27 protein-coding genes and 1 pseudogene are annotated in these 26,697 nt (G+C 69.6%); 12 read left to right on the top strand and 16 right to left on the bottom strand.

Translation table 11 applies throughout. The features are described 5' to 3' along the window. Positions 1–38: 38 nt before the first annotated feature. The 4 genes from A8M77_RS09655 to A8M77_RS09670 all read left to right on the top strand — a co-directional run bounded on the left by A8M77_RS09655 (position 39) and on the right by A8M77_RS09670 (position 4,124). On the top strand, positions 39–698 hold the full coding sequence (locus A8M77_RS09655) for a response regulator (RefSeq protein WP_086921335.1): 660 nt from the start codon (positions 39–41) through the stop codon (positions 696–698). A gap of 85 nt (positions 699–783) precedes the next feature. Then, complete coding sequence (locus A8M77_RS09660) at positions 784–2,103, top strand: ATP-binding protein (protein WP_086921336.1); 1,320 nt, start codon at positions 784–786, stop codon at positions 2,101–2,103. 71 nt (positions 2,104–2,174) lie between these two features. Next, positions 2,175–3,638, top strand: coding sequence for a DegQ family serine endoprotease (locus A8M77_RS09665; RefSeq protein ID WP_086921337.1), 1,464 nt, complete (start codon positions 2,175–2,177; stop codon positions 3,636–3,638). Positions 3,639–3,779: 141 nt separating this feature from the next. Further along, positions 3,780–4,124, top strand: coding sequence for a hypothetical protein (locus A8M77_RS09670; RefSeq protein WP_086921338.1), 345 nt, complete (start codon positions 3,780–3,782; stop codon positions 4,122–4,124). A 24-nt stretch (positions 4,125–4,148) separates the two neighbouring features. Here A8M77_RS09670 and A8M77_RS09675 read toward each other — a convergent pair whose 3' ends face one another. The 12 genes from A8M77_RS09675 to A8M77_RS09730 form a co-directional block, all read right to left on the bottom strand. Beyond that, positions 4,149–5,075 carry a carbohydrate kinase family protein gene (locus tag A8M77_RS09675; protein WP_086921339.1) on the bottom strand — a complete coding sequence of 309 codons (927 nt, stop codon included), beginning with the start codon at positions 5,073–5,075 and terminating at the stop codon, positions 4,149–4,151. 1 nt (position 5,076) lies between these two features. Further along, positions 5,077–6,561 carry a xylulokinase gene (gene xylB, locus A8M77_RS09680; protein ID WP_086921340.1) on the bottom strand — a complete coding sequence of 495 codons (1,485 nt, stop codon included), beginning with the start codon at positions 6,559–6,561 and terminating at the stop codon, positions 5,077–5,079. A 10-nt stretch (positions 6,562–6,571) separates the two neighbouring features. Further along, complete coding sequence (locus A8M77_RS09685) at positions 6,572–7,501, bottom strand: AraC family transcriptional regulator (protein ID WP_086921341.1); 930 nt, start codon at positions 7,499–7,501, stop codon at positions 6,572–6,574. Between the two features lie 20 nt (positions 7,502–7,521). Beyond that, positions 7,522–8,310, bottom strand: a complete 789-nt coding sequence (locus A8M77_RS09690) for an L-iditol 2-dehydrogenase (protein WP_086921342.1) — start codon at positions 8,308–8,310, stop codon at positions 7,522–7,524. After that, on the bottom strand, positions 8,307–9,725 hold the full coding sequence (dalD, locus tag A8M77_RS09695) for a D-arabinitol 4-dehydrogenase (RefSeq protein ID WP_238136765.1): 1,419 nt from the start codon (positions 9,723–9,725) through the stop codon (positions 8,307–8,309). The genes A8M77_RS09690 and dalD overlap by 4 nt, the downstream gene beginning before the upstream one ends. 174 nt (positions 9,726–9,899) lie before the next feature. Beyond that, complete coding sequence (locus tag A8M77_RS09700) at positions 9,900–10,931, bottom strand: ABC transporter ATP-binding protein (protein WP_086921343.1); 1,032 nt, start codon at positions 10,929–10,931, stop codon at positions 9,900–9,902. Between the two features lie 61 nt (positions 10,932–10,992). Further along, entirely contained in the window at positions 10,993–11,817 is an 825-nt protein-coding gene (locus tag A8M77_RS09705) for a carbohydrate ABC transporter permease (protein WP_086921344.1), read from the bottom strand. A gap of 13 nt (positions 11,818–11,830) precedes the next feature. Continuing rightward, the gene (locus A8M77_RS09710; protein WP_086921383.1) at positions 11,831–12,661 is read right to left on the bottom strand and encodes a carbohydrate ABC transporter permease; all 831 of its coding nucleotides are present in this window, start codon (positions 12,659–12,661) and stop codon (positions 11,831–11,833) included. A 155-nt stretch (positions 12,662–12,816) separates the two neighbouring features. Next, the gene (locus A8M77_RS09715; RefSeq protein ID WP_086921345.1) at positions 12,817–14,127 is read right to left on the bottom strand and encodes an ABC transporter substrate-binding protein; all 1,311 of its coding nucleotides are present in this window, start codon (positions 14,125–14,127) and stop codon (positions 12,817–12,819) included. 139 nt (positions 14,128–14,266) lie between these two features. Next, positions 14,267–14,533 (bottom strand): hypothetical protein, encoded by a 267-nt coding sequence (locus A8M77_RS09720; protein WP_086921346.1) that lies wholly within the window; start codon positions 14,531–14,533, stop codon positions 14,267–14,269. Between the two features lie 84 nt (positions 14,534–14,617). Further along, positions 14,618–14,854 carry a hypothetical protein gene (locus A8M77_RS09725; protein WP_086921347.1) on the bottom strand — a complete coding sequence of 79 codons (237 nt, stop codon included), beginning with the start codon at positions 14,852–14,854 and terminating at the stop codon, positions 14,618–14,620. 30 nt (positions 14,855–14,884) lie between these two features. Then, positions 14,885–15,061, bottom strand: a complete 177-nt coding sequence (locus A8M77_RS09730) for a DUF3606 domain-containing protein (RefSeq protein WP_086921348.1) — start codon at positions 15,059–15,061, stop codon at positions 14,885–14,887. A 234-nt stretch (positions 15,062–15,295) separates the two neighbouring features. Here A8M77_RS09730 and A8M77_RS09735 point away from each other — a divergent pair, with 234 nt between their 5' ends. Next, a complete protein-coding gene (locus tag A8M77_RS09735; RefSeq protein WP_086921349.1) occupies positions 15,296–15,589 on the top strand; it encodes a DUF4148 domain-containing protein in 294 nt (97 codons plus the stop codon). 17 nt (positions 15,590–15,606) lie between these two features. Here A8M77_RS09735 and A8M77_RS09740 read toward each other — a convergent pair whose 3' ends face one another. After that, entirely contained in the window at positions 15,607–16,938 is a 1,332-nt protein-coding gene (locus A8M77_RS09740; RefSeq protein ID WP_086921350.1) for an aminotransferase-like domain-containing protein, read from the bottom strand. 90 nt (positions 16,939–17,028) lie between these two features. Between A8M77_RS09740 and A8M77_RS09745 the strand changes: the two genes are divergently transcribed. Beyond that, positions 17,029–17,625 carry a DJ-1/PfpI family protein gene (locus A8M77_RS09745; protein ID WP_086921351.1) on the top strand — a complete coding sequence of 199 codons (597 nt, stop codon included), beginning with the start codon at positions 17,029–17,031 and terminating at the stop codon, positions 17,623–17,625. 64 nt (positions 17,626–17,689) lie between these two features. On the opposite strand, the gene A8M77_RS09750 is transcribed toward A8M77_RS09745, so the two are convergent. Continuing rightward, positions 17,690–18,067: a helicase SNF2 gene (locus A8M77_RS09750; RefSeq protein ID WP_086921352.1), complete on the bottom strand. Its 378-nt coding sequence runs from the start codon at positions 18,065–18,067 to the stop codon at positions 17,690–17,692. Positions 18,068–18,470: 403 nt separating this feature from the next. Here A8M77_RS09750 and A8M77_RS09755 point away from each other — a divergent pair, with 403 nt between their 5' ends. The 5 genes from A8M77_RS09755 to A8M77_RS09775 are packed head-to-tail and all read left to right on the top strand — an operon-like array spanning position 18,471 to position 23,756. Next, the gene (locus A8M77_RS09755) at positions 18,471–20,519 is read left to right on the top strand and encodes an FUSC family protein (RefSeq protein ID WP_086921353.1); all 2,049 of its coding nucleotides are present in this window, start codon (positions 18,471–18,473) and stop codon (positions 20,517–20,519) included. Next, on the top strand, positions 20,516–20,746 hold the full coding sequence (locus tag A8M77_RS09760) for a DUF1656 domain-containing protein (protein WP_086921354.1): 231 nt from the start codon (positions 20,516–20,518) through the stop codon (positions 20,744–20,746). Before A8M77_RS09755 ends, A8M77_RS09760 begins: the two co-directional genes overlap by 4 nt. Before the next feature lie 6 nt (positions 20,747–20,752). Next, positions 20,753–21,661: an efflux RND transporter periplasmic adaptor subunit gene (locus tag A8M77_RS09765; RefSeq protein WP_086921355.1), complete on the top strand. Its 909-nt coding sequence runs from the start codon at positions 20,753–20,755 to the stop codon at positions 21,659–21,661. A 59-nt stretch (positions 21,662–21,720) separates the two neighbouring features. Beyond that, on the top strand, positions 21,721–23,088 hold the full coding sequence (locus A8M77_RS09770) for an efflux transporter outer membrane subunit (protein ID WP_238136766.1): 1,368 nt from the start codon (positions 21,721–21,723) through the stop codon (positions 23,086–23,088). Next, a complete protein-coding gene (locus A8M77_RS09775; RefSeq protein ID WP_086921357.1) occupies positions 23,073–23,756 on the top strand; it encodes a gamma-glutamylcyclotransferase in 684 nt (227 codons plus the stop codon). The genes A8M77_RS09770 and A8M77_RS09775 overlap by 16 nt, the downstream gene beginning before the upstream one ends. A gap of 4 nt (positions 23,757–23,760) precedes the next feature. Here A8M77_RS09775 and A8M77_RS09780 read toward each other — a convergent pair whose 3' ends face one another. Next, positions 23,761–24,669: a LysR family transcriptional regulator gene (locus A8M77_RS09780; protein ID WP_086921358.1), complete on the bottom strand. Its 909-nt coding sequence runs from the start codon at positions 24,667–24,669 to the stop codon at positions 23,761–23,763. A gap of 193 nt (positions 24,670–24,862) precedes the next feature. Continuing rightward, a complete protein-coding gene (locus tag A8M77_RS09785; RefSeq protein WP_086921359.1) occupies positions 24,863–25,930 on the bottom strand; it encodes an alpha/beta fold hydrolase in 1,068 nt (355 codons plus the stop codon). A 522-nt stretch (positions 25,931–26,452) separates the two neighbouring features. Between A8M77_RS09785 and A8M77_RS36785 the strand changes: the two are divergent. Beyond that, positions 26,453–26,692, top strand: a pseudogene (locus A8M77_RS36785) (alpha/beta fold hydrolase); the annotation flags it as partial. Positions 26,693–26,697: the final 5 nt, after the last annotated feature.

Consider the following 26,697-nt stretch of genomic DNA (forward strand, 5'->3'; position numbering starts at 1 on the left):
GCTACGATCTCGAACACCCCTTTGCCGGACGAACCACCATGCGACTCCTGCTGCTCGAAGACGACGTGATGATCGGCGAGGCCGTGCTGGACCTGCTGCGCGCCGAGAACTATGCGGTCGACTGGGTGAAGGATGGCGACAGCGCCGACACCGCGCTGCGCACCCAGCAATACGACCTGGTCCTGCTGGACCTCGGCGTGCCGCGCCGCGACGGGCTGGACGTGCTGCGAGCGCTGCGCGCGCGCAAGCAGCGCATGCCGGTGCTGATCGCCACTGCGCGCGATTCTGTGCAGCAGCGCATCGAGGGCCTGGACGCCGGCGCCGACGACTACGTGCTCAAGCCCTACGACCTCGACGAACTGCTGGCCCGCATCCGCGCCCTGTTGCGTCGCGCCTCGGGCCGGGCCGAGCCCGTCTACGAGCACATGGGCGTGAGCATCCACCCGACCACCCGCGAGGTGACGGTGAACAGCCAGCCCGTGGTGCTGTCCGCGCGCGAGTGGGCCGTGCTGGAGCCCTTGATCGCGCGGCCCGGCATGGTGCTGTCGCGCGCGCAGCTGGAGGAAAAGCTGTACGGCTGGAAGGACGAGATCAGCAGCAACGCGGTGGAGGTCTACGTGCATGGCCTGCGCAAGAAGCTGGGCGCGGATCTGATCCGCAACGTGCGTGGGGTCGGGTACATGGTGCCGAAGGAATGAAGCACGCCGCGCCGGGCCGCCCCAAGCAAGCGCGCGCCCCCTCGGCGGGCAGCGAGGACACGCAGTGCCGAGCGTGGGGGCCAACATGAAATCCCTGCGTGCGCGGCTGCTGCTGTTTCTGCTCGCAGCCATCGTGCTGGCCGCCGGCGTGCAGGGCTTCGTCGCCTACCGCACGGTGCTCGAGGAGGCCGACCAGATCTTCGACTACCACATGCAGCAGATGGCCCTGTCGCTGCGTGCGGGCCTGCCGCCGAGCGCGGCGGTCAGCGGGCTGGGCGACAGCGAGGAGAACTTCGAGTTCGTCGTGCAGGTGTGGACGCTCGACGGCCAGCGCATCTTCGAGTCGGCCGCACAGGCCGCGCTGCCCCAGCGCGCCGTGCTGGGCTTCTCCAACGTCCGCGCGCGCGGCACCACCTACCGCGTCTTCTCGCTGCAGAGCCGCACGCTGGTGATCCAGGTCGCGCAGGACATGGCCGCACGCCGGAACATGGCGGGCACCCTGGCACTGCGCACGGTCGGCCCGATCGCGCTCGCCGCGCCGCTTCTGATGCTGGTGGTGTGGTGGGTGGTGAGCCGCTCGCTGGCGCCGGTGGCGCGTGTGCGCAGCCAGGTCGCGTCACGCCAGGCCGACGACCTGTCGCCGGTCAGCGAAGGCGGCCTGCCGGAGGAGGTGCGTCCGCTGGTGCACGAGCTCAACCTGCTGTTCGACCGCGTGCGCCGCGCCTTCGAGGCGCAGAAGCATTTCGTGGCCGACGCGGCCCACGAGCTGCGATCGCCGCTGGCCGCGCTCAAGCTGCAGGTGCAGGGCCTGCAGCGTGCGCACGACGATGCCGCGCGGGAGCTCGCCGTCGGCCGCCTGGCCGCGGGCATCGACCGAGCGACCCGCCTGGTCGAGCAGATGCTGGCGCTGGCCCGCCAGGAGGCCAGCGCCGCGGCCGGCGCGCCGCCCGAGACCGTGGACTTGCGCGAGGTTGCGCGCCTGGCGCTTTCCGATGCCATTGCCGCGGCCCAGGCACGCGGCATCGACATCGGCATCGCCGATGCGGACGCCGACGCCGCGCGCGTGCTGGGCCGTCCGGAGCCGCTGCGCACCCTGCTGCGCAACCTGCTCGACAACGCCGTCAAGTACACGCCGGAGGGCGGGCGTGTCGACATTCGCATCGCGCGACGCAACGGCGCCACCGAACTCGCCGTCGAGGACAGCGGCCCCGGCCTGCCGGCCGGGGAGCGCGAGCGCGTGCTGGACCGCTTCTACCGCGCCGGCGAGCCGCAGGCGCCGGGCAGCGGGCTGGGGCTCGCGATCGTCAAGTCCATCGCCGACCAGCATGGCGCGCAGCTGGACATCGGGCGCTCCGAGGCCCTCGGCGGCCTGCGCGTCGCGGTGCGCTTCCCCTCCACGGTTTAAGACGGGCTTAAGCGACAACGCCGACATTCCTTTCCATCGTGTTTTCCGCTGACACATCGAAAGGAAGCTCCATGAAAGTCCGTCTGAATTCGCCCCGTGCGCTCGCAGCCGCACTCGCCGCTGCCGGCGTGATCGGCGCCGTCGGCGCGGGCGCCTACACCAGCGCCAGCGCCCTGGGCACATCGGCTGCCGCGCCGGCGGCCGCCGCAGCCACGCCGCTGGTCACCATGCCCGATTTCTCCGCGATCACCTCGCGCGACGGCCCGGCCGTGGTCAACATCAGCGTGACCGGCACCACCAAGACCGCCCTGGAGGGCACGCCCGGCATGGACCCGGACGACCCCATGCTCGAGTTCTTCCGCCGCTTCGGCGGCGGCTTCGGCCCGCGCGGCCAGCAGCGCGAGATGCCCGTGCGCGGCCAGGGCTCGGGCTTCATCGTCAGCCCCGACGGCGTGATCCTGACCAACGCCCACGTGGTGAAGGATGCCAGCGAGGTCACGGTCAAGCTGACCGACCGCCGCGAGTTCCGCGCCAGGGTGGTGGGCTCGGATGCCAAGACCGACATCGCCGTGCTCAAGATCGACGCGAAGAACCTGCCGACGCTCGCGCTGGGCAGCAACAAGGACCTGAAGGTCGGCGAATGGGTGCTGGCCATCGGTTCGCCGTTCGGCTTCGAGAACACGGTGACGGCCGGCGTGGTCAGCGCCAAGGGGCGCTCGTTGCCCGACGACAGCTACGTGCCCTTCATCCAGACGGACGTGGCGATCAACCCTGGCAACTCGGGCGGCCCGCTGCTCAACACGCGCGGCGAGGTGGTGGGCATCAACTCGCAGATCTACAGCCGCAGCGGCGGCTTCCAGGGCGTGTCCTTCGCGATCCCGATCGACATCGCGATCCAGGTCAAGGACCAGATCGTGGCCACCGGCAAGGCGACCCATGGCCGCCTGGGCGTGGCGGTGCAGGAGGTCAACCAGACCTTCGCCGACTCCTTCAAGCTCGACAAGCCCGAGGGCGCGCTGGTGTCGAACGTGGAGAAGGGCGGCCCCGCGGACGAGGCCGGCCTGCGTTCGGGCGACGTGATCCGCAAGGTCGACGGCGAGCCGATCGTCGCCTCGGGCGACCTGCCGGCGCTGATCGGGCAGAGAAAGCCCGGCAGCCGCGTCACCCTGGACGTGTGGCGCCAGGGCGAGCGCCACGAGCTCAGCGCCCGGCTCGGCGATGCCGGCGACAAGACGCGCACCGTCGCGAAGAACGATGCCGGCACCGGCCAGGGCAAGCTCGGCCTCGCGCTGCGGCCCCTGCAGCCGCAGGAGCGGCGCCAGGCGCACGTGGAGGCCGGCCTGCTGATCGAGGATGCCGGCGGTCCCGCGGCCCTTGCCGGCGTGCAGCCCGGCGACGTGCTGCTGGCCATCAACGGCACGCCTGCCAAGAGCGTGGAGCAGGTGCGTGAGGTGGCGGCCAAGGCCGACAAGTCGGTCGCGCTGCTGATCCAGCGCGACGGCGACCGCATCTTCGTGCCGGTGCGGCTCGGGTGACGAAGATGGTGCCGGCGTGGCACCTGTCACGCGGCGGCGGAGCCCTTCGGCCGTCGCCGAGGCACATCGTGCAAAAGTACCTTTGTCGCAGATTCTCCATCTGTAACAATTCGCTGAAACAACCGAATAAGAGGTTTCCCCATGGCGCTTCGCGATCTTGCCCTGACAGTCCTCGAACTCGAGCCCTTTGAATTCCATTGGGTTCTGATGGAGGCTGTGCAGGCGGACTCGGAGGAGTGCCTGGTCTATCGGCCGGTGGATTCCTCCACCAAGGGACTGCCCGACTATTCGGAGGCGCTGATCCAGGGCGCCTCGGCGCTGCGCGTGCTGCAGGGCCTGGCGCCCTTCGGCAAGCCGATGGCGGCCATGGGCATCGGCGGGGATTCGGCCCAGGCGCCGATGACGCGGCCCGCGGGCCCGCACGATTCCCGGATGGCGGGCGAGGCGGACTCCTGCATGCTCACCACCGACCACTCGCTGCTCTAGGCTGCAGCGCTCGACAGTTTTCTTCTAATCCAGTTCCGCACGCCGCGGCATGTCGGCGCCGCGGCGCGAGCAGGTGATGGCGGCTGCACGGGAGGCGAAGCGCAGCAGGGCGGCCAGGCCTGCCGCATCGAGTGCCGCCAGACCCTCGGTACTCAAGGCACCTCGCTCGTCCAGCCAGGTCAGCAAGGCAGCCTGGAACGTGTCGCCGGCGCCCACCGCATCCACCACCGTCACCGGCACCGCTGCCTCGGTCGCATGCAGGCGGTGCGTCCACGCTTCGCTGCCCTGCGCTCCGCGCGTGAGCACCACCAGGTGCGCGCCGGCCGCGAGCCAGCCCCGCGCCACCTCGCCGGGCGCCGAGCCGGGGTAGAGGCGTTCCAGGTCCTCGTCGCTGACCTTCACGATGTGCGCCAGCGCCGCCATCGCCTCGACCGTCTGCCGCCAGCGGGCGAGGTCGGGCTCGACGTTGAGGCGCACGTTGGGGTCGTAGGCCACGAGGCGGCGGCCACGCTCGCGCGCGGCCAGGGCGCGCAGGGCGCTGCCTGTCGGCTCGACCACCAGCGCATAGGAGCCGAACTGGAGCACGCGTGCTTCCGCCGGCAGCGCGGGCAGGTTGTCGGCATGGATGGCCCGGTCTGCGGTGCCGTGGCCGTAGAAGGTGTAGTGCGGCATGCCGGCCGCATCCACGCTCACCACGCTCAGGGTGCTCGGCGCGTCGCTGCGCACGACCAGCCGCGGGTCCACGCCCTCGGCGGCCAGCGCCTGCACCAGTCGCTCGCCGGCCGCGTCGCGCGACAGGCCGGTCAGCAGCGCCGCGCGGCGTCCCAGCCGTGCCAGGCCCACCGCCACGTTGAAGGGCGAGCCGCCGATGCGGGCGTCCATGCGCAGGCCGGTGGCGGTCGCTTCCAGCACGTAGACGTCCATCAGGGCTTCGCCGCAGACCACGAACATGTCAATCCTCCTGCGGCGCAGCGTCCGATGCGACGAAGAAGGGCCGCAACCGGGCATAGAGCGCCCTGAAGCGCGCGTGGCGCGCACGCTGAACCTCGATCGCCGGGCCGATGGTGGGCGCGAAGCGCTGCCGTACCGCGGGCTGCCGGCAGACCTCGGCGGGCGGCCCGCCGTCCGCCAGCCAGGCCAGCCGCGCCGCGCCGAGCGCCGCGCCGGCCTCGCCGCCCTCGCAGATCGCGAGCGGCGTTTCCAGCACGTCCGCCAGCAATTGCGCCCACCAGGTGCTGCGCGCGCCGCCGCCCACCAGCACCAGGTCGCCGGCCGGCCTGGCGAGCGTGTCCAGCCCGTCGCGCAGGCCCAGGCTGACACCTTCGGCCACCGCGTAGGCGATCTCGGCTGGCCCGTGCGCATGCGTCAGGCCGAAGAGCACGCCCTGCGCATCGGCGTCGTTGTGCGGCGAGCGCTCGCCCGACAGATAGGGCAGGAAGAGCGGCGCGCTCCGGCGCCCCGCGTCGCCCACCGTGGCGGCCGCGGCCAGCAGCGCCGCCGCGTCGCCGAGCCCGAAGGCGCGCGCGGCCCAACTGATGGCGCTGGAGGCCGACAGCATCACCGACATCTGGTGCCAGCGCCGAGGCAGTGCATGGCAGAACGCATGGACCGCGGCTTCCGGCCGCGGCTCGAAACGGTCGGTGCACACGAAGATCACGCCCGAGGTGCCGAGCGAGACGAAGCCCTGGCCCGCCTCGACCAGGCCCATCCCGACCGCACTGGCCGCGTTGTCGCCGCCGCCCCCGGCGATCGTGATGTTCGGCGCCATGCCCCAGCGCTGCGCGAGCTCGGGCCGGAGCTGCCCGGCCGGCGCGCTGCCTTCCACCAGCCGCGGCATCTGCGCGCGCGCAAGGCCGCAGACGCCCAGGAGTTCGCCCGACCAGTCGCGCGCGCCCACGTCCAGCCACAACGTGCCCGAGGCATCCGACATGTCGCTGGCGAACGCGCCGCCGAGCATGAAGCGCAGCCAGTCCTTGGGCAGCAGCACGTGCGCGATGCGTGCGAACAGCGCGGGCTCGTGCTCGCGCATCCACAGCAGCTTGGGCGCGGTGAAGCCCGGCATTGCGAGGTTGCCGGCGATGGCCGCAAGCCGCGGTACCTGCGCCGTGAGCGCCCGGCACTGGGCGGCGCTGCGGCCGTCGTTCCAGAGAATGGCGGGGCGCAGCACGCGGTGCTGCGCGTCCATCGCGACGGCCCCGTGCATCTGGCCCGACAGCCCGATGGCGCGCACCGCGGACAGCGCGGCGGGCTGCGTGCGCCGAAGTTCGGCCATCACGGCTTCCAGCGCCTCCCACCATTGCGCGGGGTCCTGCTCCGACCAGAGCGGCGCGGGCCGGCTCACGTCGAGCGGCGCGCGTGCCAGTCCGACGATGCGGTGATCGTCCGCCAGCAGCAGGGCCTTCAGCTCCGAAGTGCCCAGGTCGAGCCCCAAGTACAAGCGCCGCTCCTCAGCCGAAACGGTGATCGGCCTGGCGCCTGAATTCGGTCGGCGTCATGCCCTTGATCTCCAGGAAGCGCCGGTTGAAGTTGGCGACGTTGTTGAAGCCGACCTGGTAGCAGATGTCCGTCACGTAGTGGTCGGTCTGCATCAGCAGGTGGCAGGCGCTGTTGATGCGCACGCGGTTCACGAAGTCGGTGAAGCTGTTGCCGGTCGAGCGCTTGAAGAAGCGGCTGAAGCGGCTCTCGCTCATGCCCAGCTCGGCCGCGATGTCGGACATCACGATCGGTTCGGCCAGGTTGGTGGTGATGCGGTCCACGATCACGTTGATCTGGTCGACGCCGGCCTCGCCCTCCACGCCCTGCATCTGCACGTTGGAGAGCAGCCGGTAGTCGGTGCATTGGGCCAGGTCGGCCAGGTAGTCGCAGAAGAGAGCGAAGCGGCGCAGCCCGTGCGCGGCCTTCACCGCGTCCCAGTGCGCCTGCGCGCGCTCGGCCAGCCCGAAGAACTCGATGCCGTGGCGCGAGCGCTCCAGCAGCTGCATCACCTCGCGCAGCTCGGGGATCCCGGCCGCCGCGGCTTCGATGGGCTCGTGGCGGAACTGGATCACCCGGTCCCGCCCCGCCGCGCCGCCGGCCGGCGCGTCCAGCGAGATCCAGTTGTGCGGCAGGCGCGGCCCGCACAGCACCAGATGGCCGGGCTGGAAGGGGCCGATCCAGTCGCCGATGAAGGCCTTGCCCGAGGTCTCGGTGATCAGGTGCAGCTCGTATTCCTCGTGGAAATGCCAGCGCACCAGCGGGCTCGGGAAGCCGTGGGCCAGGCAGCGGACCAGGCCGGCCTCCTCGGGCGCCTCGTAGCCGAGCGAGGGCGAGCGCGCGATGTCGCGCTCCAGCTCGGGCTCTCGGTGGCGGGGCAGGTGGCGTTGGCGCGCCGATGTCATGGCCGGTCTCTCCACACCTTCTAGCCCATGACGTTACCACCGTCGACATTCAGCGTCTGTGCGGTGATGTAGCGGGCCTCGTCGCTGGCCAGGAAGACGGCGGCGCCGGCGATTTCGGCCGGCACGCCCATGCGGCCCAGGGGCACCTCCAGCCCGACCCGGCGCTTCTTCTCGCCGGGCGGCAGGCCCTCGTATCGGGCGAACAGCCCATCGACCTGGTCCCACATGGGCGTGTCGACCACGCCCGGGGAGATGGCATTGACGCGGATGCCGTGCGGCGCCATCGCCAGCGCCGCGCTTTGGGTGTAGCTGATGACGGCCGCCTTGGTCGCGCAGTAGTGCGACACCAGCGCCTCGCCGCGCCGCCCGGCCTGCGAGGCCATGTTGATGACCGAGCAGCCCGGCGCCCCATGGTCGACCATGTGCCGCAGCACGCGCTGCATGACGAAGAACAGCGCCTTCACGTTGACGGCGAAGAGTCGGTCGAAGGAGGCCTCGTCGCTCTCCAGCAGCGGCGCCATGTCGAAGAGGGCGGCATTGTTGACCAGTGTATGGACCGGTCCGCCGGCCGCCTGTGCCGCCTCCAGCAGGTGCGCCACCGAATGGGTGTCGGTCACGTCGGCCGGCAGGTACACCACCCGCTGGGGATGGCTGCGCTGGAGCGCCGCCACGCCCTCCGGCGGCGCGGGCGCGCGGTCGACCAGCGTGCAGCGCGCGCCCGCCTGCAGGCAGGCCTCGGCGATGGCGAGTCCGATGCCGCCGCCGGCACCCGTCACGAGCACATGGCGCCCTTCGAGACGTTCATTCATGCTGCCGTTTCCTCGATGAAGTCATGGACCCGCGCGGCGGCACCGCGCACCGCCGCCGTCAGGCGGGCATCGCCCGCGACGTCGCCCCACAGCCCCTGATCGGCGCACAGCGCGGCGACCGGGTTGGGCGCTGCGCAGATCGCATGCGCCGCCGCCTCGTCCATCCCCTGGTCCTGGTAGACGTAGGGCAGAGCGCCCGCGTGCCAGCGCTGCAGGAATGCCAGGAACAGACCCGGCAGCATCGCGACGCTCGCAATGTCCTCGCCGCGCCCAAGGCGCTCGCGCACGGTGGGCGCGATGAATCCGGGGATCTTGGAGAAGCCGTCCATCGCCACGCGCTGGTTGGTGTCGCGGATGGCGGGATTGCCGAAGCGTTCGAGCACCACGTCGCGGTAGGCGCCGAGGTCGATCGGGCTCGGGCGCTCGGGCGTGTGCAGGCAGGGGATCACGTCCTCGGTCACGTAGTCGAAAGCCATGCGGCGGATGGCCGGGTTCTGCGTGCCCTCGTGGATGTATTGCAGGCCCACCAGCGTCCCGGCCCACGCGATGCAGCTGTGGCTGGCGTTGAGGATGCGGATCTTGGCCTCCTCGTAGGGCGCCACCGAATCGACCAGCTCCACGCCCACGCGGGCCCAGTCGGGCCGGCCGTGGATGAAGTCGTCCTCGATCACCCACTGGGTGAAGCGCTCGGCGGTGACGGCGGCGGCATCGTCCCGGCCCGTCGCCTCGCGCACGCGCTCGCGCAGCTCGGGCGGCGGGCGCGGCGTGATGCGGTCGACCATCGCGTTGGGGCATCGGGTGTTGTCGCGCACCCAGTCCGCGAGATCCGCCAGGCCGGCGTGGCCGATGAATTCGAGCAGGCCCCGGCGGAAGCGCTCGCCGTTGTGGCGCAGGTTGTCGCAGTTCAGCAGGGTCACCGGGCCCGCGCCGGCGTCGCGGCGTGCGCGAAGGATGGCGCAGGTAGCGCCGTAGATGGTCTGGCCCGCCTCGCCGCGCCGCGCGCGCTCGAGGTCCTGCGCGAGCTCCGCGGCGTCGAGGTCGAGGTGGTCCTGCGGGTCGAGGTAGTAGCCGGCCTCGGTCACCGTGAAGGAAACGATGCGCGTGCGCGCGTCGGCGCCGCGCGCGACCACGCGCGCCAGCGACGGCTCCCAGGGCAGCACCTCGCGGATGGCGCCGACGCGCTGGTAGCGGTAGTCGCCGGCCGGGGACACGGTCTCCACCGTGTAGCAGCCGTCCTGCGCGCGCAGGGCGGTGACCACCTCGGCCATGTCCGGCCGCAGGTTCGCGCCCGAGATCGACCAGCGTGCATCGCCAGCCTCGATCAGCTGCTGCAGGTAGACCGCCTGGTGGGCGCGATGGAAGGAGCCGAGTCCGAGATGCAGGATCACGAACTCGGAGAGAAGAGGAACTGGCATGGCGCGTTTCATCTCGGTAGCCCTCCCGCACTCCGCACCTCCGTACTGCGGCCGGCGAAGCCACGCCCGTTGGTGGAACACCGCGGAACCGGCTTTGCCGGGCCGCTGGTGTTGCCCCCGGTGAGGGGGTTGGCGGACCACACGAAGTGGGGGAGCCTGGGGGAGAGCGTCATTTCAGGCGGCGACGGTGCGGCCTTCGCGGTTGAAGAAGTGGAGCACCGAGGGGTCGAGCTCCACATTGACCGCGTCGCCCGGGTGCAGCGGCGTGCGCTCGTTCTGCCGAGCCACCAGCGGCACGCCGCCGACGTCCACGTGGATCAACGTGTCGGCCCCCAGCGCTTCGACCAATTCCACACGGCCCGCCGCGCCGGCGCCGCTCTGCGGATGCACGCGCAGGCCCTCGGGCCGCACGCCCAGGAAGCCGTCGCTCGGCAGCCGGCCGTTCACCTGCGCCGAGAAGCTGGGAATGGCCTGCGCCTGCACCATGTTCATCGAAGGCATGCCGATGAACTGGGCGACGAACTGATTGGCCGGGCGGTCGTAGAGTTCCATCGGCGTGCCGACCTGCTCGATCAGGCCGTCGCGCAGCACCACCACGCGGTCGGCCAGCGTCATGGCCTCGACCTGGTCGTGCGTCACGTAGATGCTGGTGGCGCCGAGCGCGCGGTGCAGCTTGCTGATCTCCACGCGGGTGTTGCCGCGCAGCGCCGCATCGAGGTTGGACAGCGGCTCGTCGAACAGGAAGACCTTGGGCGCGCGCACGATCGCGCGGCCGATCGCCACGCGCTGCCGCTGCCCGCCCGAGAGCTCTTTGGGCGTGCGGTGCAGGTACTGCGAGAGGTTCAACTGCTTGGCCGCGTACTCGACCTTGGTCTTGATCTCATCCTTGGGCACCTTCGCCAGCTTGAGGGCGAAGGACATGTTGTCGTACACGCTCATGTGCGGGTAGAGCGCATAGCTCTGGAACACCATCGCCAGGTCGCGCTTGCCCGATGGCGTGCGCGTGATGTCGCGGCCGTCGAGCGAGAGGGTGCCGCTGGTGATGGGCTCGAGCCCGGCGATCAGGCGCAGCAGCGTCGACTTGCCGCAGCCCGAGGGACCGACGAAGACGATGAACTCGCCCTTGTCGATCTGCAGATCCACGCCCTTGATGACGTGGGTGTCGCCGAAGCTCTTCTTGATGTTGTCGAGTTGGAGGTAAGCCATACGAATCTCCTGTACTTGTCTTTCATCCGGCCGCATCGTTGCGCGCAGCCTGGGGGTGGTCTCATTTCACGGCGCCGAAGGTGAGGCCTTGGACCAATTGCTTCTGGCTGAACCAGCCGAACACCACGATCGGTGCGATGGCCAGCAGCGAGGCGGCCGAGAGCTTGGCCCAGAACAGGCCTTCGGGGCTCGAGTAGGAGGCGATCAGCACCGCCAGCGTCCCGGCCTTGGCCGAGCTCAGGTTGAGCGCCCAGAAGGCCTCGTTCCAGCTCAGCACCAGGCACAGCAGGCCGGTGGAGGCGAGCCCGCCGACCGACAGCGGCATCACGACGTTGCGGAACTCGGTCCACAGCGTGGCGCCATCCATGCGCGCCGCTTCCAGGATCTCCGGCGGGATGTCCTTGAAGCTGGTGTAGAGCATCCACACCATGATCGGCAGGTTCGACAGGGTGAACACCACGACCAGCGCGGTGCGCGAGTCGAGCAGGCCGGCGGTCTGCGCGAGCACGTAGATCGGCACCAGCGCACCCACCGCCGGCATCATCTTGGTCGAGAGCATCCACATCAGGATGTCGCGCGTGCGCTTCGTGCGGAAGAAGGCCATCGAGTACGCGGCCGGCGCCGCGATCAGCAGGCCGAGGATGGTCGAGCCGACGCTCGTGATCACCGAGTTCTTGGCGAACAGCAGGTAGTCGCTGCGCCGCTGCACTTCGGAGAAGTTCTCGAGCGTGGGTTCGAAGACGAAGAGCGGCGGTACGTGGATCGCCTGCAACTCCGTCTTGAAGGAGGTCAGCACCAGCCAGCCCAGCGGGAAGAAGAGCAGCAGCGAGACTGCCCACGCGCCGGCCGTTCGCAGGACCACGGGAACAATACTGTCGGTTTGCATGGTCGTTGTCCCCTCAGTCCAGGCTCTTGCCGATGATGCGGATCAGGAAGGCCGCCACGATGTTGGCCAGGACCACCGCGAACAGCGCGCCGGCCGAGGCCACGCCCACGTCGAAGTTCATCAGCGACTGCTTGAAGATCATGTAGGTGAGGTTGGTGCTCTCGTTGCCCGGGCCGCCGTTGGTGGTGACCGCGATCTCGGCGAAGACGGACAGCAGAAAGATCATCTCGATCATGATCACAACCGCCATCGGCCGCGCGAGGTGAGGGATGGTGAGGTAGCCGAAGCGCTGCAGCGCGCTCGCGCCGTCCATGCGCGCGGCCTCCATCTGTTCGCGGTCCAGCGACTGCAGCGAGGTAATGAAGATCAGGCAGGCGAAGGGCAGCCACTGCCAGGCGATCATGATGATCACGGACAGCAGCGGCACATCGGTCAGCCAGTCGACGGGCTCGGCGCCGAAGGCGCGCCAGACGTCCGCGAGCACGCCGTAGATCGGGTTCATCATCATGTGCTTCCACAGCAGCGCGTTGACCGTGGGCATGACGAAGAAGGGCGAGATCAGCAGCACGCGCACGATGCCGCGGCCGGGGAAGGGCTCGTTGACCAGCAGCGCCAGCAGCACGCCCAGCACCACCGTGCTCACGATCACGCTGCCGATCAGCAGCAGCGTGTTCCACACCGCCGGCCAGAAATCCGGGTCGGTGACGAAGTAGTGGAAGTTCTCGAGGCCGGCGAAGGGATGCTCGCCGGGCTGCATCAGGTTGTAGTTGACGAACGAGAAATAGATCGTCATCACGAGCGGCACGATCATCCAGAGGAAGAGCGTGATCACCGCCGGCGCCATCAGCGCACGGGGCAGGAAGCGGTCGGTGGCAGCGGCGGTTTTCTTGTTCTTCTTCCCGCTCTGGGAGAAGCCGGGGCGAGCCGGCGCATCGTCCGTCGTGGACGCCGCGCCGCCGCCGACCCGGGCCTCCCCCGCGGAGGAGGGGGTCAGCGAGCTCACTTGTAGTACCCGGCTTTCTTCATCTCGCGCTCGGCCGCGGTCTGCGAGGTCTTGAGGGCCTGGTCGACCGTGGTCTTGCCGGAGAGTGCCGCGCTCATCTGCTGGCCGACCGCCACGCCGATGGCCTGGAACTCGGGAATCGCCGCGTACTGCACGCCGACGTAGGGCGACTTGGGCAGGGTGCTGTCGTTCGGATTGGCGGTGTCGATGGCCTTCTTCTCCGCCTCCGCGAAGCGCGCCGCCTTCATGAATTCCGGCGTGGCGTAGGTCGACTTGCGCGTGCCGGTGGGCACGGCGCCCCAGCCCTGCTCCTTGGCGACCAGCTTGATGTAGTCCTTGGACGTCGCCCACTTGATGAAGGTCTGCGCCGCATCCACCTTCTGCGAGCCGGCGGGGATCGCCAGCGCCCAGGCCCAGAGCCAGTTCGCGCCCTTCGGTGTCACGGCGGTGGGCGCCTGCGCGAAGGCCACCTTGTCGGCCACCTTCGACTGCTTGGGATCGCTCACGAACGAAGCGGCGATGGTTGCGTCCACCCACATGCCGCACTTGCCTTCGTTGAACAGCGCCAGGTTCTCGTTGAAGCTGTTGGCCGATGCACCGGGCGGGCCGTAGGCCTTCATGATGTCGACGTAGAAGCTGATCGCGTCCTTCCAGGGCTTGGTATCGATCTGCGGCTTCCAGCTCATGTCGAACCACTGGCCGCCGTTGGTGTTGACCATGGTCGTGATCAGTGCCATGTTGTCGCCCCAGCCGGGCTTGCCGCGCAGGCACATGCCGTAGACGCCGCCCTTGGGGTCGTGGATCTTGCCGGCAAGCTCCTTCACCTGGACCCAGGTCGGCTGATCGGGCATCTTGAAGCCCACCTTGTCGGCCAGGTCCTTGCGATACATCAGCATCGAGCTCTCGCCGTAGAAGGGGGCCGCGAAGAGCTTGCCGTCGGCCGACAGGCCGGTGCGCATGGCCGGCAGCAGGTCGTCGATGTCGTAGGCGGCGTCGGTCGCGATGGGATGGAGCCAGCCCTTCTTGGCCCAGATCGGCGTTTCGTACATCCCGATGGTCATCACGTCGAACTGGCCGCCCTTGGTGGCGATGTCGGTGGTGACGCGCTGGCGCAAGGTGCCTTCCTCGAGCGTGACCCACTTGAGCTTGATGTCCGGATAGGCCTTCTCGAATGCCGGCGTGAGCTTCTGCATTTCGATCATGTGGCCGTTGTTCACCGTCGCGACGACCAGTTCGGTCGCGGCATGGGCGGCCAGGCCGGCGCTGGCAAGCGCGAGCACCAGTCCCGCCTTCAGAAAACGCTTCATGTGTTGTCTCCTTGTGGTTGGCGACGAGGCAGTCGCTTCAACCGATTCTGGAGACTCCGCCTTGCGGAATTGGTACTGCTATTGCCGCTTTCGATACTTGGATGCACCGATTGATCAGTGACTTCCCTAGTTTTGGCAACTATGGATGCATCCTGGCCAGCTGGTGCTCGGGCGCTATCGCGTCCTCCAGCTGCCCTTGGAGGGCCTGCCGCCCCTTCGCCGTGATGGCCAGCACCTGGGCCGGTCTGTGGCTCTCGCAGCCGTGCGGCAGCGCTTCGGCGGGGGGAATGAAGGCGGTCACCAGGTCGGCAGCACGCAGCACGCGCAGCTTGTCGATCTCGGCCGGCGCGTAGACGGTACAGGGCAGCGTCTGCTGGGCGATCTGGCGAAGCAGTTCCATCGGCATGAAGACTCTCCTTTTCGCGGCGGACAGTTCATGCTGCGCGGCAGCCGCGCATACGCGGCCGGAAACCCGCAGCCCCACAGTTTGTCAAGCCTCGTGCACCACCAGCCGGCTGTCCGCCCACTGCATGGCCTGGTGCTCCGCATGACGGATGGCTTCCGCCTCGGTCCTGCAGAAGTCGGCATCGTTCATGAGCGGCACGCGTTGCTCGCTGGGCCATCCCAGCTCGCGGATGACGATGGGCCGGAAGCGCGCCGGCCCCTCCTTCTCGGCGCTGCACATGAAGTGGAAGCCCCGGTAGACGAACACGATGTTCCTGGCCATGGTCGGCTCCTGGCCGCCTTGTCGTTCATTTCACTTGCCGAGGTACTGGCGGACGGCCTCGACCGAAGTGCCCGCGGCCGCCACGGCCGCTCTCAGCTGTGCTTCGCTGACGCCCAGCGTCTGGGTCCAGTAGCGCAGCTCGTGGATTTCGCTGACGTTGATGCGCGACCGGTCCTGCGGTCCGCGCTTGCTGAGGTCGTCCGGCATGTTGTGTCTCCTTGCTCGGCGTGTACTGGGTTGGAGTGTGGGCGCCCTCCGAAAGTGCAATCGCCGGACGCGGTCGCGTGGCAGTGCAAGAAGGGGGCTGACATGCAGGAAGGGGGGCAGGCGACCCGGCTGCCATCCAAGGTCTGCCAGGTGAATCCAAGGCGCGGCGCGCAGCGTATCAGTGGCAGTCCGCCGCGTGAGTCGCGGCGGCTTTCAACCCCCTGGAGCACCACCATGAAGATCACATTCCGCCGCTTCGTCCCGTTGGCCGCTGTTGGCTTCGCGAGTCTCGCCAGCCTCGGCGCACAGGCCTTCCAGGGCGAGCAGAATCCGCTGCCGCCACAACCCTTCCAACCGTCGCTGTCGCGCGCTGCGGTGCAGCAGGACGCGCTGCGCCCCGTGCAGATCAGCAATGGCGGAACGGGCGTGGCGATGCCGGCCCGCCTGGCGGACCGCGCCACCGTGCGCTCGGAAGCGCGGGCGATCAGCGCCAAGGGCGCCGCGACCTACGGCGAGATCCAGCGCTGAGCAGCGGCGCTTGCCGGTCAGAAGGTCTGGTCGGCAACGACGCGGGCCACGGTTTCGAGCGACCGCCTGAGCGTGGCCAGGTCGACGGAGCCGAGCGCCAGCCGGATGGCGTGCGGCGCCTGCGCCGAGGCCGAGAAGGGCACCGCGGTCGACACGGAGACTCGCTCGCGAATCAGCGCCATGGCCACGGCGTCCGCGCGCACCTCGTGCGGCAGGGGAAGCCAGACGAAGTACGAGTTCGGGTGGCTGATCGTCTTCAGTTTGCCCAGGATGCCGGCCGCGAGGCCCTGGCGCAGCGTGGCATCCCGCCGCTTGTCGGCTTCGAGCCGCTTCACCGTGCCGTCTTCCAGCCAGCCGCAGGCGATGGCCGTCATCGCCGCGGGGGTGTTCCAGGTGGTCGCCCGGACGGTCCGCTCGAGCTTGCCGACCCACTCGCGCGGTGCCTGGGCGAAGCCCACGCGCAGACCCGTCGCGACGCTCTTCGACAGACTCGACACGTAGACGGTGGTCTCCGGCGCGAGCGCGGCCAGGGGCGGGGGCGCGCCTTCCACGAGGAAGGCGTAGGCCGCATCCTCGATCAGGATCAATCCATGGCGCCGGGCGAGTGCCACGAGATCACGGCGGCGTGTCGCGCTCATGACCCAGCCGAGCGGGTTGTGCAGCGTCGGCATGACGTAGACGGCGCGCACGCGGCGGCGCTGGCACAACGCCGCCAGCGCATCCAGATCGGGGCCATGCCCCGCGGCCGGGATCGGTGCCAGTTCCAGCCGATGGGCTTCCGCGGCCAGCTTGAAGCCCGGGTAGGTCAACGCATCCACGGCCACGACGTCGCCGGGCTCGAGCAAGGCCATGGCGGTGGTCGTCAGCCCGTGCTGTGCGCCGCTGACGAGCAGGGTGGTCTCCGCCGATGCGGCCAGGCCCCGGCTGGCCAGGTGGCGCGCCACCGTCGCGCGCTCATGCTCGCGCCCGCCGTGGGGCTGGTATTGCAGCAGGGACTGCAGGTCACCCGCGACCGCGAGCTGGCGCAGCGCTGCCCGGAGAAGCTCGGCCTGGCCCGGCGAGGACGGCGAGTTGAAGCTCAGGTCCACCGTGTCCGCGTTCCAGGCATGCAGGTCGACGCCCTGGCCCCGGGGCAAGGGCTCCTTGACGAAGGTGCCGCGGCCCGTCTCGCCGCTCACCAGCCCCATGGCCTGCAGCTCCGCGTAGACGCGCGTGGCCGTGACCAGCGAAATGCCTTCCCGGGCCGAGAGCGCGCGATGCGTCGGCAGGCGCGTTCCGGGGCGCAGGCGGCCGGCGCGGATGTCCGCCGCGAGCCGGTCGACGAGTTGCTTGTAGCGGGCCTCGGGCATGCCTCAATGTATCCATGACAATTATTTGAATGTATTGATTGTGGGCCCTACGATGGCGCGACACAACTTCTCCATTCCTCGAGGACGTCCATGCACATCGCCATCCTGGCCTTCGAAGGCTTCAACGAAATCGACACGTTGATCGCGTTCAACATCCTCAGTCGCGTCAAGAAGCCCGGCTTGCGGGTGTCGATCGCCAGTCCGTGGGCCAGGGTGCGTTCGATGAACGGCGTGGTGCTGGAGTCGCAGGTGTCGCTGAAGGCGGCATGTGACGCCGATGCGGTGCTGGTCGGCAGCGGGATCCGGACGCGGGAGGTCGTCGCCGATGCCGCGCTGATGTCGCAGCTCAAGCTCGATCCGGCGCGCCAGCTTCTCGGCGCCCAATGCTCGGGCACGCTGATGCTGGCCAAGCTGGGGCTGCTGTGGGACGTTCCGGCCTGCACGGACTCGACCACCAGGCCGTGGGTGCAGGAGGCCGGCGTGGCCGTGCTCGATCAGCCCTTCGTGGCCCGGGGAAACGTCGCGACCGCCGGCGGCTGCCTGTCGTCGCCGTACCTCGCGGCCTGGTTCATCGCGCGCCTGGCGGGCGTGGAGGCCGCACGCAGCGCGATTGGCCACGTCGCGCCGGTGGGGGAGAAGGAGGTCTACGTTGCGCGGACGATGGCCAACATCTCGCGGTTTCTGTGAAGGCAGGAAAAAGCCGGGAGCATGCAGTCGCATGTCCCGGCTTGCGCCTTCGAGCGCCGTGCGTTTACAGCGGGAGCTGGTCGCCGCGGGCGGTCGCACGGGCCTGCGCGCGCACCGTGGTGCGGTCGACGATGCCGGCCTGCACCGAGGTCACGCCCTGGCCGTAGCCTTCGGCATAGGGGTTGGGGCCATGCGCGGCGGCGACCGCTTCGTTGCGCACGATGGCGCGGGGACCGGAGGCCAGCAGCGGGGCTGCGACGCGCGAAGAGACGGCTTCGGCATAGGGGTTGTCGCTGTGCGCGGCGACCACGGCGTCGGCACGCACTTCGGCGCGGCTCTTGCCGTAGACGAGGGGATGCACACCGTCGTAGGTTTCGGCCTGTGCGCCGACGGCGGCGAGCAGGGAGAGAGCGGCGGCAGCGATGATCTTCGAGGTCTTCATTTCAGTTTCCTTGGACATTGGCTTGAATGGTTCGAACCGGTCTTGGGTGGGGTCGTCGTCCCCCGAAGGGACGGCCACCTCGCTCGGTGCCCTGTTCACTCAGAACAGTGGATGGCTGCTCTGTGGGATGAAGTGTGCGCCCAAAACTAGGTAAAAACCCTGGTCAATTCGAACCAGGGCGTTGCCGTAGCCGAAACAATCGCGCGGGCGTGCCTGGGGCGCAGTGGCGCAGAGGCTCGCCCGGGCGTGGCGGCCAACTATTTCATGGCGAGGCCCGAAGCGGCTGCCATTGTTTCGGATGCGTAAACAACGCATTGCGCCTGGCCGGCTGTTTGCGCGTGGGGTGAATGCCTAGAGTTCCAGGCAATCGTTCCATCCACCCATCCCTCTTTTCGGCACGGCCATGAGCGCTTTCAATCCCCGGGGCATCGCCTTCGCAGCCAAGGTCACGGCCGCGGCGCTGGCCGCCGTTCTGGTGGCGCTCTGGTTCGACCTGCCCAATCCGGGATGGGCGGGGCTGACGGTTTTCCTCACGAGCCAACCCCTCACCGGTGCCTCCGGTGCCCTGATCGCCCGGTCGACCTACCGCGTCGCCGGAACGCTGCTCGGCGTGACGGCGTCGCTGGTGCTGATCCCGCTGCTCTCCGGCGCGCCGGAGCTGCTCATCCTCGGCATTGCCGCGTGGGTGGCGCTGTGCCTCTACGTGTCGCTGCTCGATCGCACGCCGCGCAACTACGCCTTCATGCTGGCGGGCTACACGGTGCCCCTGGTCGGCCTGCCGCTCGCCACCAACCCCGGCGCGATCTTCGATGCCGCCGTGCTCCTGCGCGCCGAGGAGATCGGCCTGGGTGCCGTCTTCTCCGTCGTCGTCCACACCTTGTTCGCGCCGCGCAGCGTCAAGCCCCTGCTCGTCGCGAAAGTGGATGCGGTGATGAAGGATGCCGTGCGCTGGATGCTGGAGGGACTTGCCCCGGCGCCTGCGGGCGAGGCGCAGCGCCGGGCCCGCGAGCGCGTCGCCGCCGATCTGACCGAGCTGCGAACCCTGGCGAACAACCTGCAGTTCGAGCCGGCCATCACCCGGCAGGACATGGGCGTGGTGATGGCGCTCGAAGAGCGCCTGGTCGGGCTGCTGCCGCTGCTGGCAGGCGTGGAGGATCGCCTCGCCGCATTGGGACCGGAAAGGCTGCAGCGCGTGCCGCAGCTCGAAGCCCACATGGAACGGGTTCGCCTTCACCTCGGCGAGGTGCACGGGCGGGCCGACGCGCTGCGGCTGGGCGGGGCGGGGCGTTCGCTGGTCGCGACCGACGGTGCGGCGCTGTCCGCCGACCACCTGCTGGTGATCGGCGCGATGGAGCGCCTGGCCCAGCTGCTGGAGGCATGGAGCGACTGCCAGGGCCTGGTTCGGCGCCTGCAGGGCGAGCCCACGGTGCCCGACGAGCGGATCGACGCGGCCATCGCCGCGCCTGCGCAGCGCGTGCTGCACGTGGATCCCGGGCTCGCTGCGTTCTCCGCCTTCGCGGCGGCGGTCGCGGTGACTGCCGCCGGCGCGGTGTGCTGGGTGCTGGGCTGGGACAAGGGCGTGACGGCGGTGGGCATCGCGGCGGCCGGGTCTTCCCTGTTCGCCTCCTTCGACGACCCCCGTCCCATGCTCCGGATCATGCTCGTCGCGACCGTGGCTGCGATCCCCGTGGCCGCGCTCTACGTCTTCGCGCTGCTGCCGGCGAGCCACAGCGCGATCGAGCTCGCCGTGGTGCTGGCGCCGCTCTACTTCTTCACCGCGCTCTACCTCGCCACGCCGAACTTCTGGCTCCCGGCCCTGGGCTTCGCGCTGATCTCCCAGACGCTGCTGTCCCTGCAGCCGGTGCAGGCCGGCGACTTCGTCGGCTTCACGGGGGTCGCGATCGGCGCCCTCGTCGGAACCATCATCGCGCAGGTGGTGACCTCGCTGGTCCGGGTGATCGGCGTCGAGACCAGCGTCCGCCGCCTGCTGCGCGCGGCCTGGTCCGATCTCGCCGCGCTGGCCACCGACCGGCGCGCCGGCTCGCGCCAGGTCTGGGCCAGCCGCATGCTGGATCGCGTCGGCATCCTGGTTCCGCGGATCGCGCGGTCGAGCGGGATCGCGCGCACGCGTGCGGCACGCGCGCTCGACGACCTGCGGCTGGGCGCGAACATCCTCGATCTGCGGCAAGCGGGCGAGATCGGGAACCCGGACGCGCGCCTGGCCATCGGCACCGTGCTCGAGCGCCTGGGCGAGCATTTCCGGGCGCGTCTCAAGCGCCCTGACGCCCTTCCCGGCGCGGCGCTGCGCGCATCCCTCGACGAAGCCATCGCCCACCTGCTCGCAGCCGAGACCGGCCCCAGCCGCGTGCAGGGCCTGGTGGCGGCGACCGGGCTGCGGCTCGTCCTCTTTTCGCCCGCCGCGGTCCAGGACGCGAAGGGAGCCCATTCATGATGACCGACATCAATTTCTTCGGCGTCTTCGTCGACACCGGCCTGATCACGGCCATGGTCGCGGGGCTTCTGCTCATGGGCCTGCGCCGGCTCTTCGCTGCAACGGGCGTGTACCGGTGGGTCTGGCATCCGCCGCTGCTCGACCTTTCACTGTTCGCGCTGCTCTGGTTCGCGCTGGCGACCGCAGCGGTCCATTTCCAGGATCACCTGGTTCTTCTGTTGGGGTGAGTCACCATGCAAGTTCCCGTACGCCGCATCGTCCAGGTCGGCATCACCGCCGCCGCCGTCGTCCTGGGGGCCTTGGCGAGCGTCCATCTCTGGCACCACTACCGTGAGGCGCCCTGGACGCGCGACGGGCGCGTGCGGGCGGACGTGGTCCAGGTGGCGCCCGATGTCTCGGGCCTGGTGGAATCGGTCGCCGTGCGCGACAACCAGGAGGTCCGCCAGGGCGACCTGCTGTTCTCGATCGACGCGGTCCGTCCGCGCATCGCGCTGGCCCAGGCCGAGGCCTCGGTCCGCGGCCTGAAGTCGCAGATCGCCCAGGCGCAGCGGGAAGACCGCCGCAACCGGTCGCTGGGCGAGCTCGTGCCCGGCGAGTCGCGCGAGCAGAGCGGCGAGAAGATCGAGCAGCTGAATGCGAGCCTGGCCCAGGCCCAGGCGGCCGTCGACAGCGCCAAGGTCAACCTCGCGCGCACGCAGGTGCGGGCGCCCGCCGACGGCTGGGTGACCAACCTGGTGGACCTTCGCCCCGGAAGCTACGCGACCGCGGGCCGGCCCCTGCTGGCCGTGGTCGACAGGCAGTCGATCCACGTGCTGGGCTACTTCGAGGAGACCAAGGTCGCGCGCGTGCATGTCGGCGACGTCGTCCGCGTGCACCTGATCGGCGAGCGCCAGCCGCTGTACGGCCACGTCGACAGCGTGGCGGCCGGCATCGAGGACCGCGACCGGAATCCGAGCTCCAACTTGCTGGCCAACGTGAACCCCACTTTCAACTGGGTGCGGCTGGCGCAGCGCATTCCCGTGCGCGTGCGGCTGGACGATCTGCCCGAGGACCGGCGCCTGATCATGGGCCGCACCGCGAGCGTGGACGTGATCGGGCCGGAAAGCGTCCAGGTCGGTCAGCGGCAAGGAGCGGGGTCATGAAGCGCTGGGCGTCTCTCGTTCTCGTCGCATTCGCACTCTGGCTTGCCGGATGCGCGGGCATGACGGCCTCGCGCACGCCGCTGCCCGCGGATGCGCCCGTGAACAGGCCGAGCGCGCAGGGCGGGTTCATCGGCGCCGGCGATGCCCACGTCGTCCAGGAACCCGTGCCGAACGACTGGTGGCGCCTGTACGACAGCGCCACGCTGAACGGCCTGGTCGAACGGGCCCTGGCGGCCAACACCGACCTGCGCGTGGCTGCCGCCAACATCGAGAAATCGGAGGCAGCGCTGGACGTCGCGAATGCGGCGAAGACGCCATCCACCGGCGTGAGCGCGAGCACGAGCTTCGGCCGCCGCTCGGCGCAGGAGGAACTGCATCCCGGCAAGCCCCTGCCGAGCAAGTTCGTCTACGGCGCGGGGTTCAGCGTCTCCTACCAGGTCGATCTGTTCGGCCAGATCCAGCGCGCCGTCGATGCGGCGGAGTCGGACCTCGGCGCCGTCACCGCCGCACGCGATGCCGTGCGCGTGACGGTGGTCGCCGAAACCACCCGCGCCTACCTGGAGCTGTGCTCGGCAGGGCGCGAAATCGAGGTGGCCAGCAACCAGGTGGCCTTGCAGTCGAAGAGCACGGAGTTCACGCGACGGCTCGTGGCCTACGGAAGAGCCATCCCGGTGGACGTCGACCGCTCCGTCGCGCAGGAAGAGCAGGTGCGGGCCTCCATTCCCACGCTGACGGCGCAGCGGCGCGTCGCGATGTATCGGCTCGCGGCGCTGACGGGGCAGACGCCGCAGGAGCTCCCCCGCGAGCTGGAGGCCTGCGTGCAGGAGCCCCATCTCAAGAGCCCCATTCCCGTCGGCGACGGCGCCGCGCTTCTGCAGCGCCGGCCGGACATCCGGCGCGCGGAATTCGAAATGCTCGCCGCGTCCGACAGGATCGGCGTGGCGAAGGGCGACCTCTATCCGAAGATCATCCTGGGCGCTTCCGTCGGCTCGGTGGGCGGCACGCAGCATGCCTTCCGCGAGGACAGCCTGAAGTTCTCGGTGGGGCCGCTCATCAGCTGGGAGTTTCCGGACCGGACCCGTGTCCAAGCGCGCATCCGTTCCGCCGGCGCGGAGCGCGACGCCGCCCTGGCCCGCTTCGACGGCGTGGTGCTCGGCGCCCTGAAGGAAACCGAGAGCGCGCTGGAGGTCTATGCCCGCGACCACGAGCGGCGCACCATCCTGCAGTCCGCGCGCGACCGGGCGCAGAGCGCCGCCCGCGACACGCAGCGCCTCTACGAAGCAGGCCGCGTCGGCTACCTGCCGGTGCTGGACGCCCTGCGGACGCTGAACCAGATCGAGCAGACCCTGGCGGCGGCAGACAGCCGCCTGGCGTCCGACCAGGTCGGCCTCTTCGTCGCGCTGGGGGGCGGATGGAATACGAACTGACACGCCAGCGCCTCGTCGAGGGCGTCCTGCTGAACTCGTTTCGCGCCGATCCACCGGCCGGGATGCTGGTACGGACCGACGAGGAGCTGGACGCATCCTTCGCCGCCGCGCTCGGCGAGCACGACCCGGCCGAGGACGTGCACGTCTTCGGCTACGGCTCGCTGATGTGGAACCCTGCCATGGAGGTGGTGCAGACCCGCCTGGCGCAGGTGCACGGGTGGCACCGGCGCTTCTGCTTCCGCCTTCTTGTCGGCCGCGGATCGGCCCTGGAACCCGGCGCGATGGTGGCGCTGGATCGGGGCGGCACGTGCCGGGGGCTTCTGTTCCGCATCGAGGCCGCCAAGGTCCAGGCAGAGCTGCGGCTGCTCTGGCGGCGCGAGATGATCTCCGATTCGTACATGCCCCGATGGGTGCGGACGCACGCGGGCGGCCAGGCCATCCGCGCACTGACCTTCGTCGCGAACCGGAGCACCGGCAGGTACCTCGCGCACGATCGGATCGATGACGTCGCACACCTGATCCGCACGGGTCAGGGGACCCTGGGCACCTCGCGCGACTACTTCGAATCCCTGCTCGCGACGCTCGAAACGCACGGCATCCGCGACAGCGGCATCGAGCGCCTGCGGCAAACGATCCTTCGCGCCGACCGGCTGGCTGCGTCGCCGTGAAGCCTCAGGCGCGGCGCAGGGACTCGTGGCGTTCGAACAGCGCCACCGTCCAGTCGATGAAGACGCGGACCTTGGCGCTGAGATAGCGGTTGGGGGCATACACGACGCTGACCGGATGGACGGGCGTCTGCCAGTCCTGGAGCAGCAGGACCAGATGGCCGGCCTGGATGGCGCCGTGGACCGTATAGGTGGGTGCCTGGATGATGCCCAGGCCGGCGAGGGCCGCGGCCAGGTAGGCGTTGGTGTCGTTCACGGCCAGCCTGTGGTTCAGCGCCACTTCCGATTCCGACGTGCCATCGAAAAAGCGGAAGGGCAGGGGGCGGCCGTTCCCCGCCATCAGGCCGATGGTGGCTTGCGCGCTCAGCTCGGCCGGCGTCCGGGGCGTGCCGTGGGCCGCGAGAAAGCCGGGTGTCGCGCAGGTGGCGAACTGGAAGTCGCCGATCCTTCTGGCCACCACCAGTTGCTCGCTCACCTCGCCGGCGCGGATCGCGCAGTCCACGCCTTCGGCCACGATGTCGACGGTCTTGTTGCCGATGCTCAGCTCGATCCCCACGTCGGGATAGTCGCGGTAGAACCCGGCCAGCGCCGGCACGATGACCATCGTTCCGATCGCGGCCGTCGTCTCGATCCGGACCTTCCCGGACGGCTTCCCCCTCGACTGCCGGGTGGCGGACTCGATCTCGGCGAGGTCGTCCAGCAGCTGCACGATCCGCTCGTAGTACGAGGCGCCCTCGGGCGTCACCGTGAGCGAGCGTGTGCTGCGATGGAGCAGGCGGACCTGCAGGTCCTGCTCCAGTCCCTGGATGAGCCGCGTCACGGTGGCCTTCGGCAGGTCCAGCTGGTTGGCGGCTCGGGTGAAGCTGCCCGCCTCGACCACTCGGACGAAGGTGTTCATCGCATCGATCCGATCCATGATGACTCCCGTGAATGGAGAACGCACGCTGCGGGGCGATGGCGGCATTATTGCGGCGAACCCGCTGCGCGGCGGACCATTGTTCCGCGTGCAGCAACTGCGCTTTCCTCCCTGGCTGGTAGATGGTGTCGAGCAGCCTCGATACGCGCCTTCGGCCAGCCCGATGGGCGCACCAGCTTCCGCCCCGCGCCGGTCAGAACCAGTCGACGTCGACGATCGCCTGGGCGAAGGCCTGCGGTGCCTCCTGCGGCAGGTTGTGGCCGATGCCGCCCTTGACCAGGCGGTGTTGGTATGCGCCGGTGAACTTCCGGGCATAGGCGTCTGGGGCCGGATGCGGCGCACCGTTGGCATCGCCTTCCATGGTGATCGTGGGCACGCCGATGGAGGGCGCCTTGGCGAGCCGGCTTTCCAGCTCGTCGTACTTCGACTCGCCCTGGGCCAGGCCCAGGCGCCAGCGGTAGTTGTGGATCGAGATGGCCACGTGGTCGGGGTTGTCGAAGGCGGCGGCGCTGCGTTCGTAGGTCGCGTCGTCGAATTGCCATTTCGGCGAGGCGAGCTTCCAGATCAGCTTGTTGAATTCCCGCCGGTACTTCTCGTAGCCGGCGCGGCCGCGCTCGGTCGCGAAGTAGTACTGGTACCACCACTGCAGCTCGGCCTCCGGGGGCAGCGGCATCCGGTTGGCCTCCTGGCTGCCGATCAGATAGCCGCTGACCGAGACCAGCGCCCTGGCACGCTCGGGCCACAGCGCCGCCATGATGTCGGCGGTGCGCGCGCCCCAGTCGAATGCGCCGACGATGGCCTTGTCGATGCGCAGGGCGTCCATCAGGGCGATGGCATCGATGGCCAGGACGGCCTGCTGGCCGTTGCGGGGGGTATCGGCGGACAGGAAGCGCGTGCTGCCGTAGCCGCGCAGGTAGGGCACGATCACGCGGTAGCCGCGGGCCGCGAGCAGCGGCGCGACGTCGACGAAGGCGTGGATGTCGTAGGGCCAGCCGTGCAGGAGCAGGACGGGCGTGCCGCCGGCGGGGCCGGCCTCGGCATAGCCGACGTTCAGGACGCCGGCATCGATCTGCTTGAGCGGGCCGAAAGAGGTGTGCGTCCCCGGCTTGGCCGGTGCCACCGCACCCGGCGTGGCCTTGCCCGTCCGCGCCGATGCCTTGCGGGGGATGGCCCAGGGGGCGGCGGCCAGGAGGGCGGCGGCGCCGCCCAGGAGCCGGCGGCGATGCGCGTCGATGGTGGTGCTGGACTGTGGCGTGTTCATCTGGGAACTCCTTGGCTGTCGAGGAAGCTTAGGCAGTCGGCGGCGGCGCGCCATCCGGCCGAGTGGTGCCTCGGCGGTGGCACCAAGGTCGTATGACTTCGCGCCGGTGGCGTGCCCGGGTCCGTGCGGGTTGAAGGTGCTCGTGCGACTTGAGTCGGATCGATGGCACCTGCCGCAGCCGGGATGTCTTCTTTGCGTCCAGGCCGGACAGTTGGGGCGTGGCGGACAGCCTGAGAGGCTCCGCACGCCGGCCTGTGCGCTCGTCTGTCTTATGGAAGACGACGCGAAATCCTCCGGTACCTGCAGTGCACATTCCTTTCCCCCACTGCCTCTACAGCCATGAACGTCACCGATTCCGAGGCGCGCGTGTCCGCGCGCACCCAGCGCATCCTCGCCGACATGACTCGCCGTCAGCTGCTGGCTGCCGGCGCATCAGCCGCGGCTGCGGTCGCTTTCCCTTTCGCAGCTTCCGCTGCTTCCACCGCGCCGGACGGCGCAACAACCCCGCAAGGACGTGCACCCATGAGCGACGTCACCACCAAGGACGGCGTCCAGATCTTCTACAAGGCCTGGGGGCCCGCCGATGCGACGCCCATCGTTTTCTCGCACGGCTGGCCCCTGAACTCCGATGACTGGGACGCCCAGATGATGTTCTTCCTCGCCAAGGGTTATCGCGTCGTCGCGCACGACCGGCGAGGCCATTGGCGCTCGTCGCAGGTCTGGGACGGGCACGACATGGACCACTACGCAGATCCCCTTGCTCGGGG

Source organism: Variovorax sp. JS1663 (assembly GCF_002157355.1).
Classification (GTDB): Bacteria; Pseudomonadota; Gammaproteobacteria; order Burkholderiales; family Burkholderiaceae_C; genus Variovorax.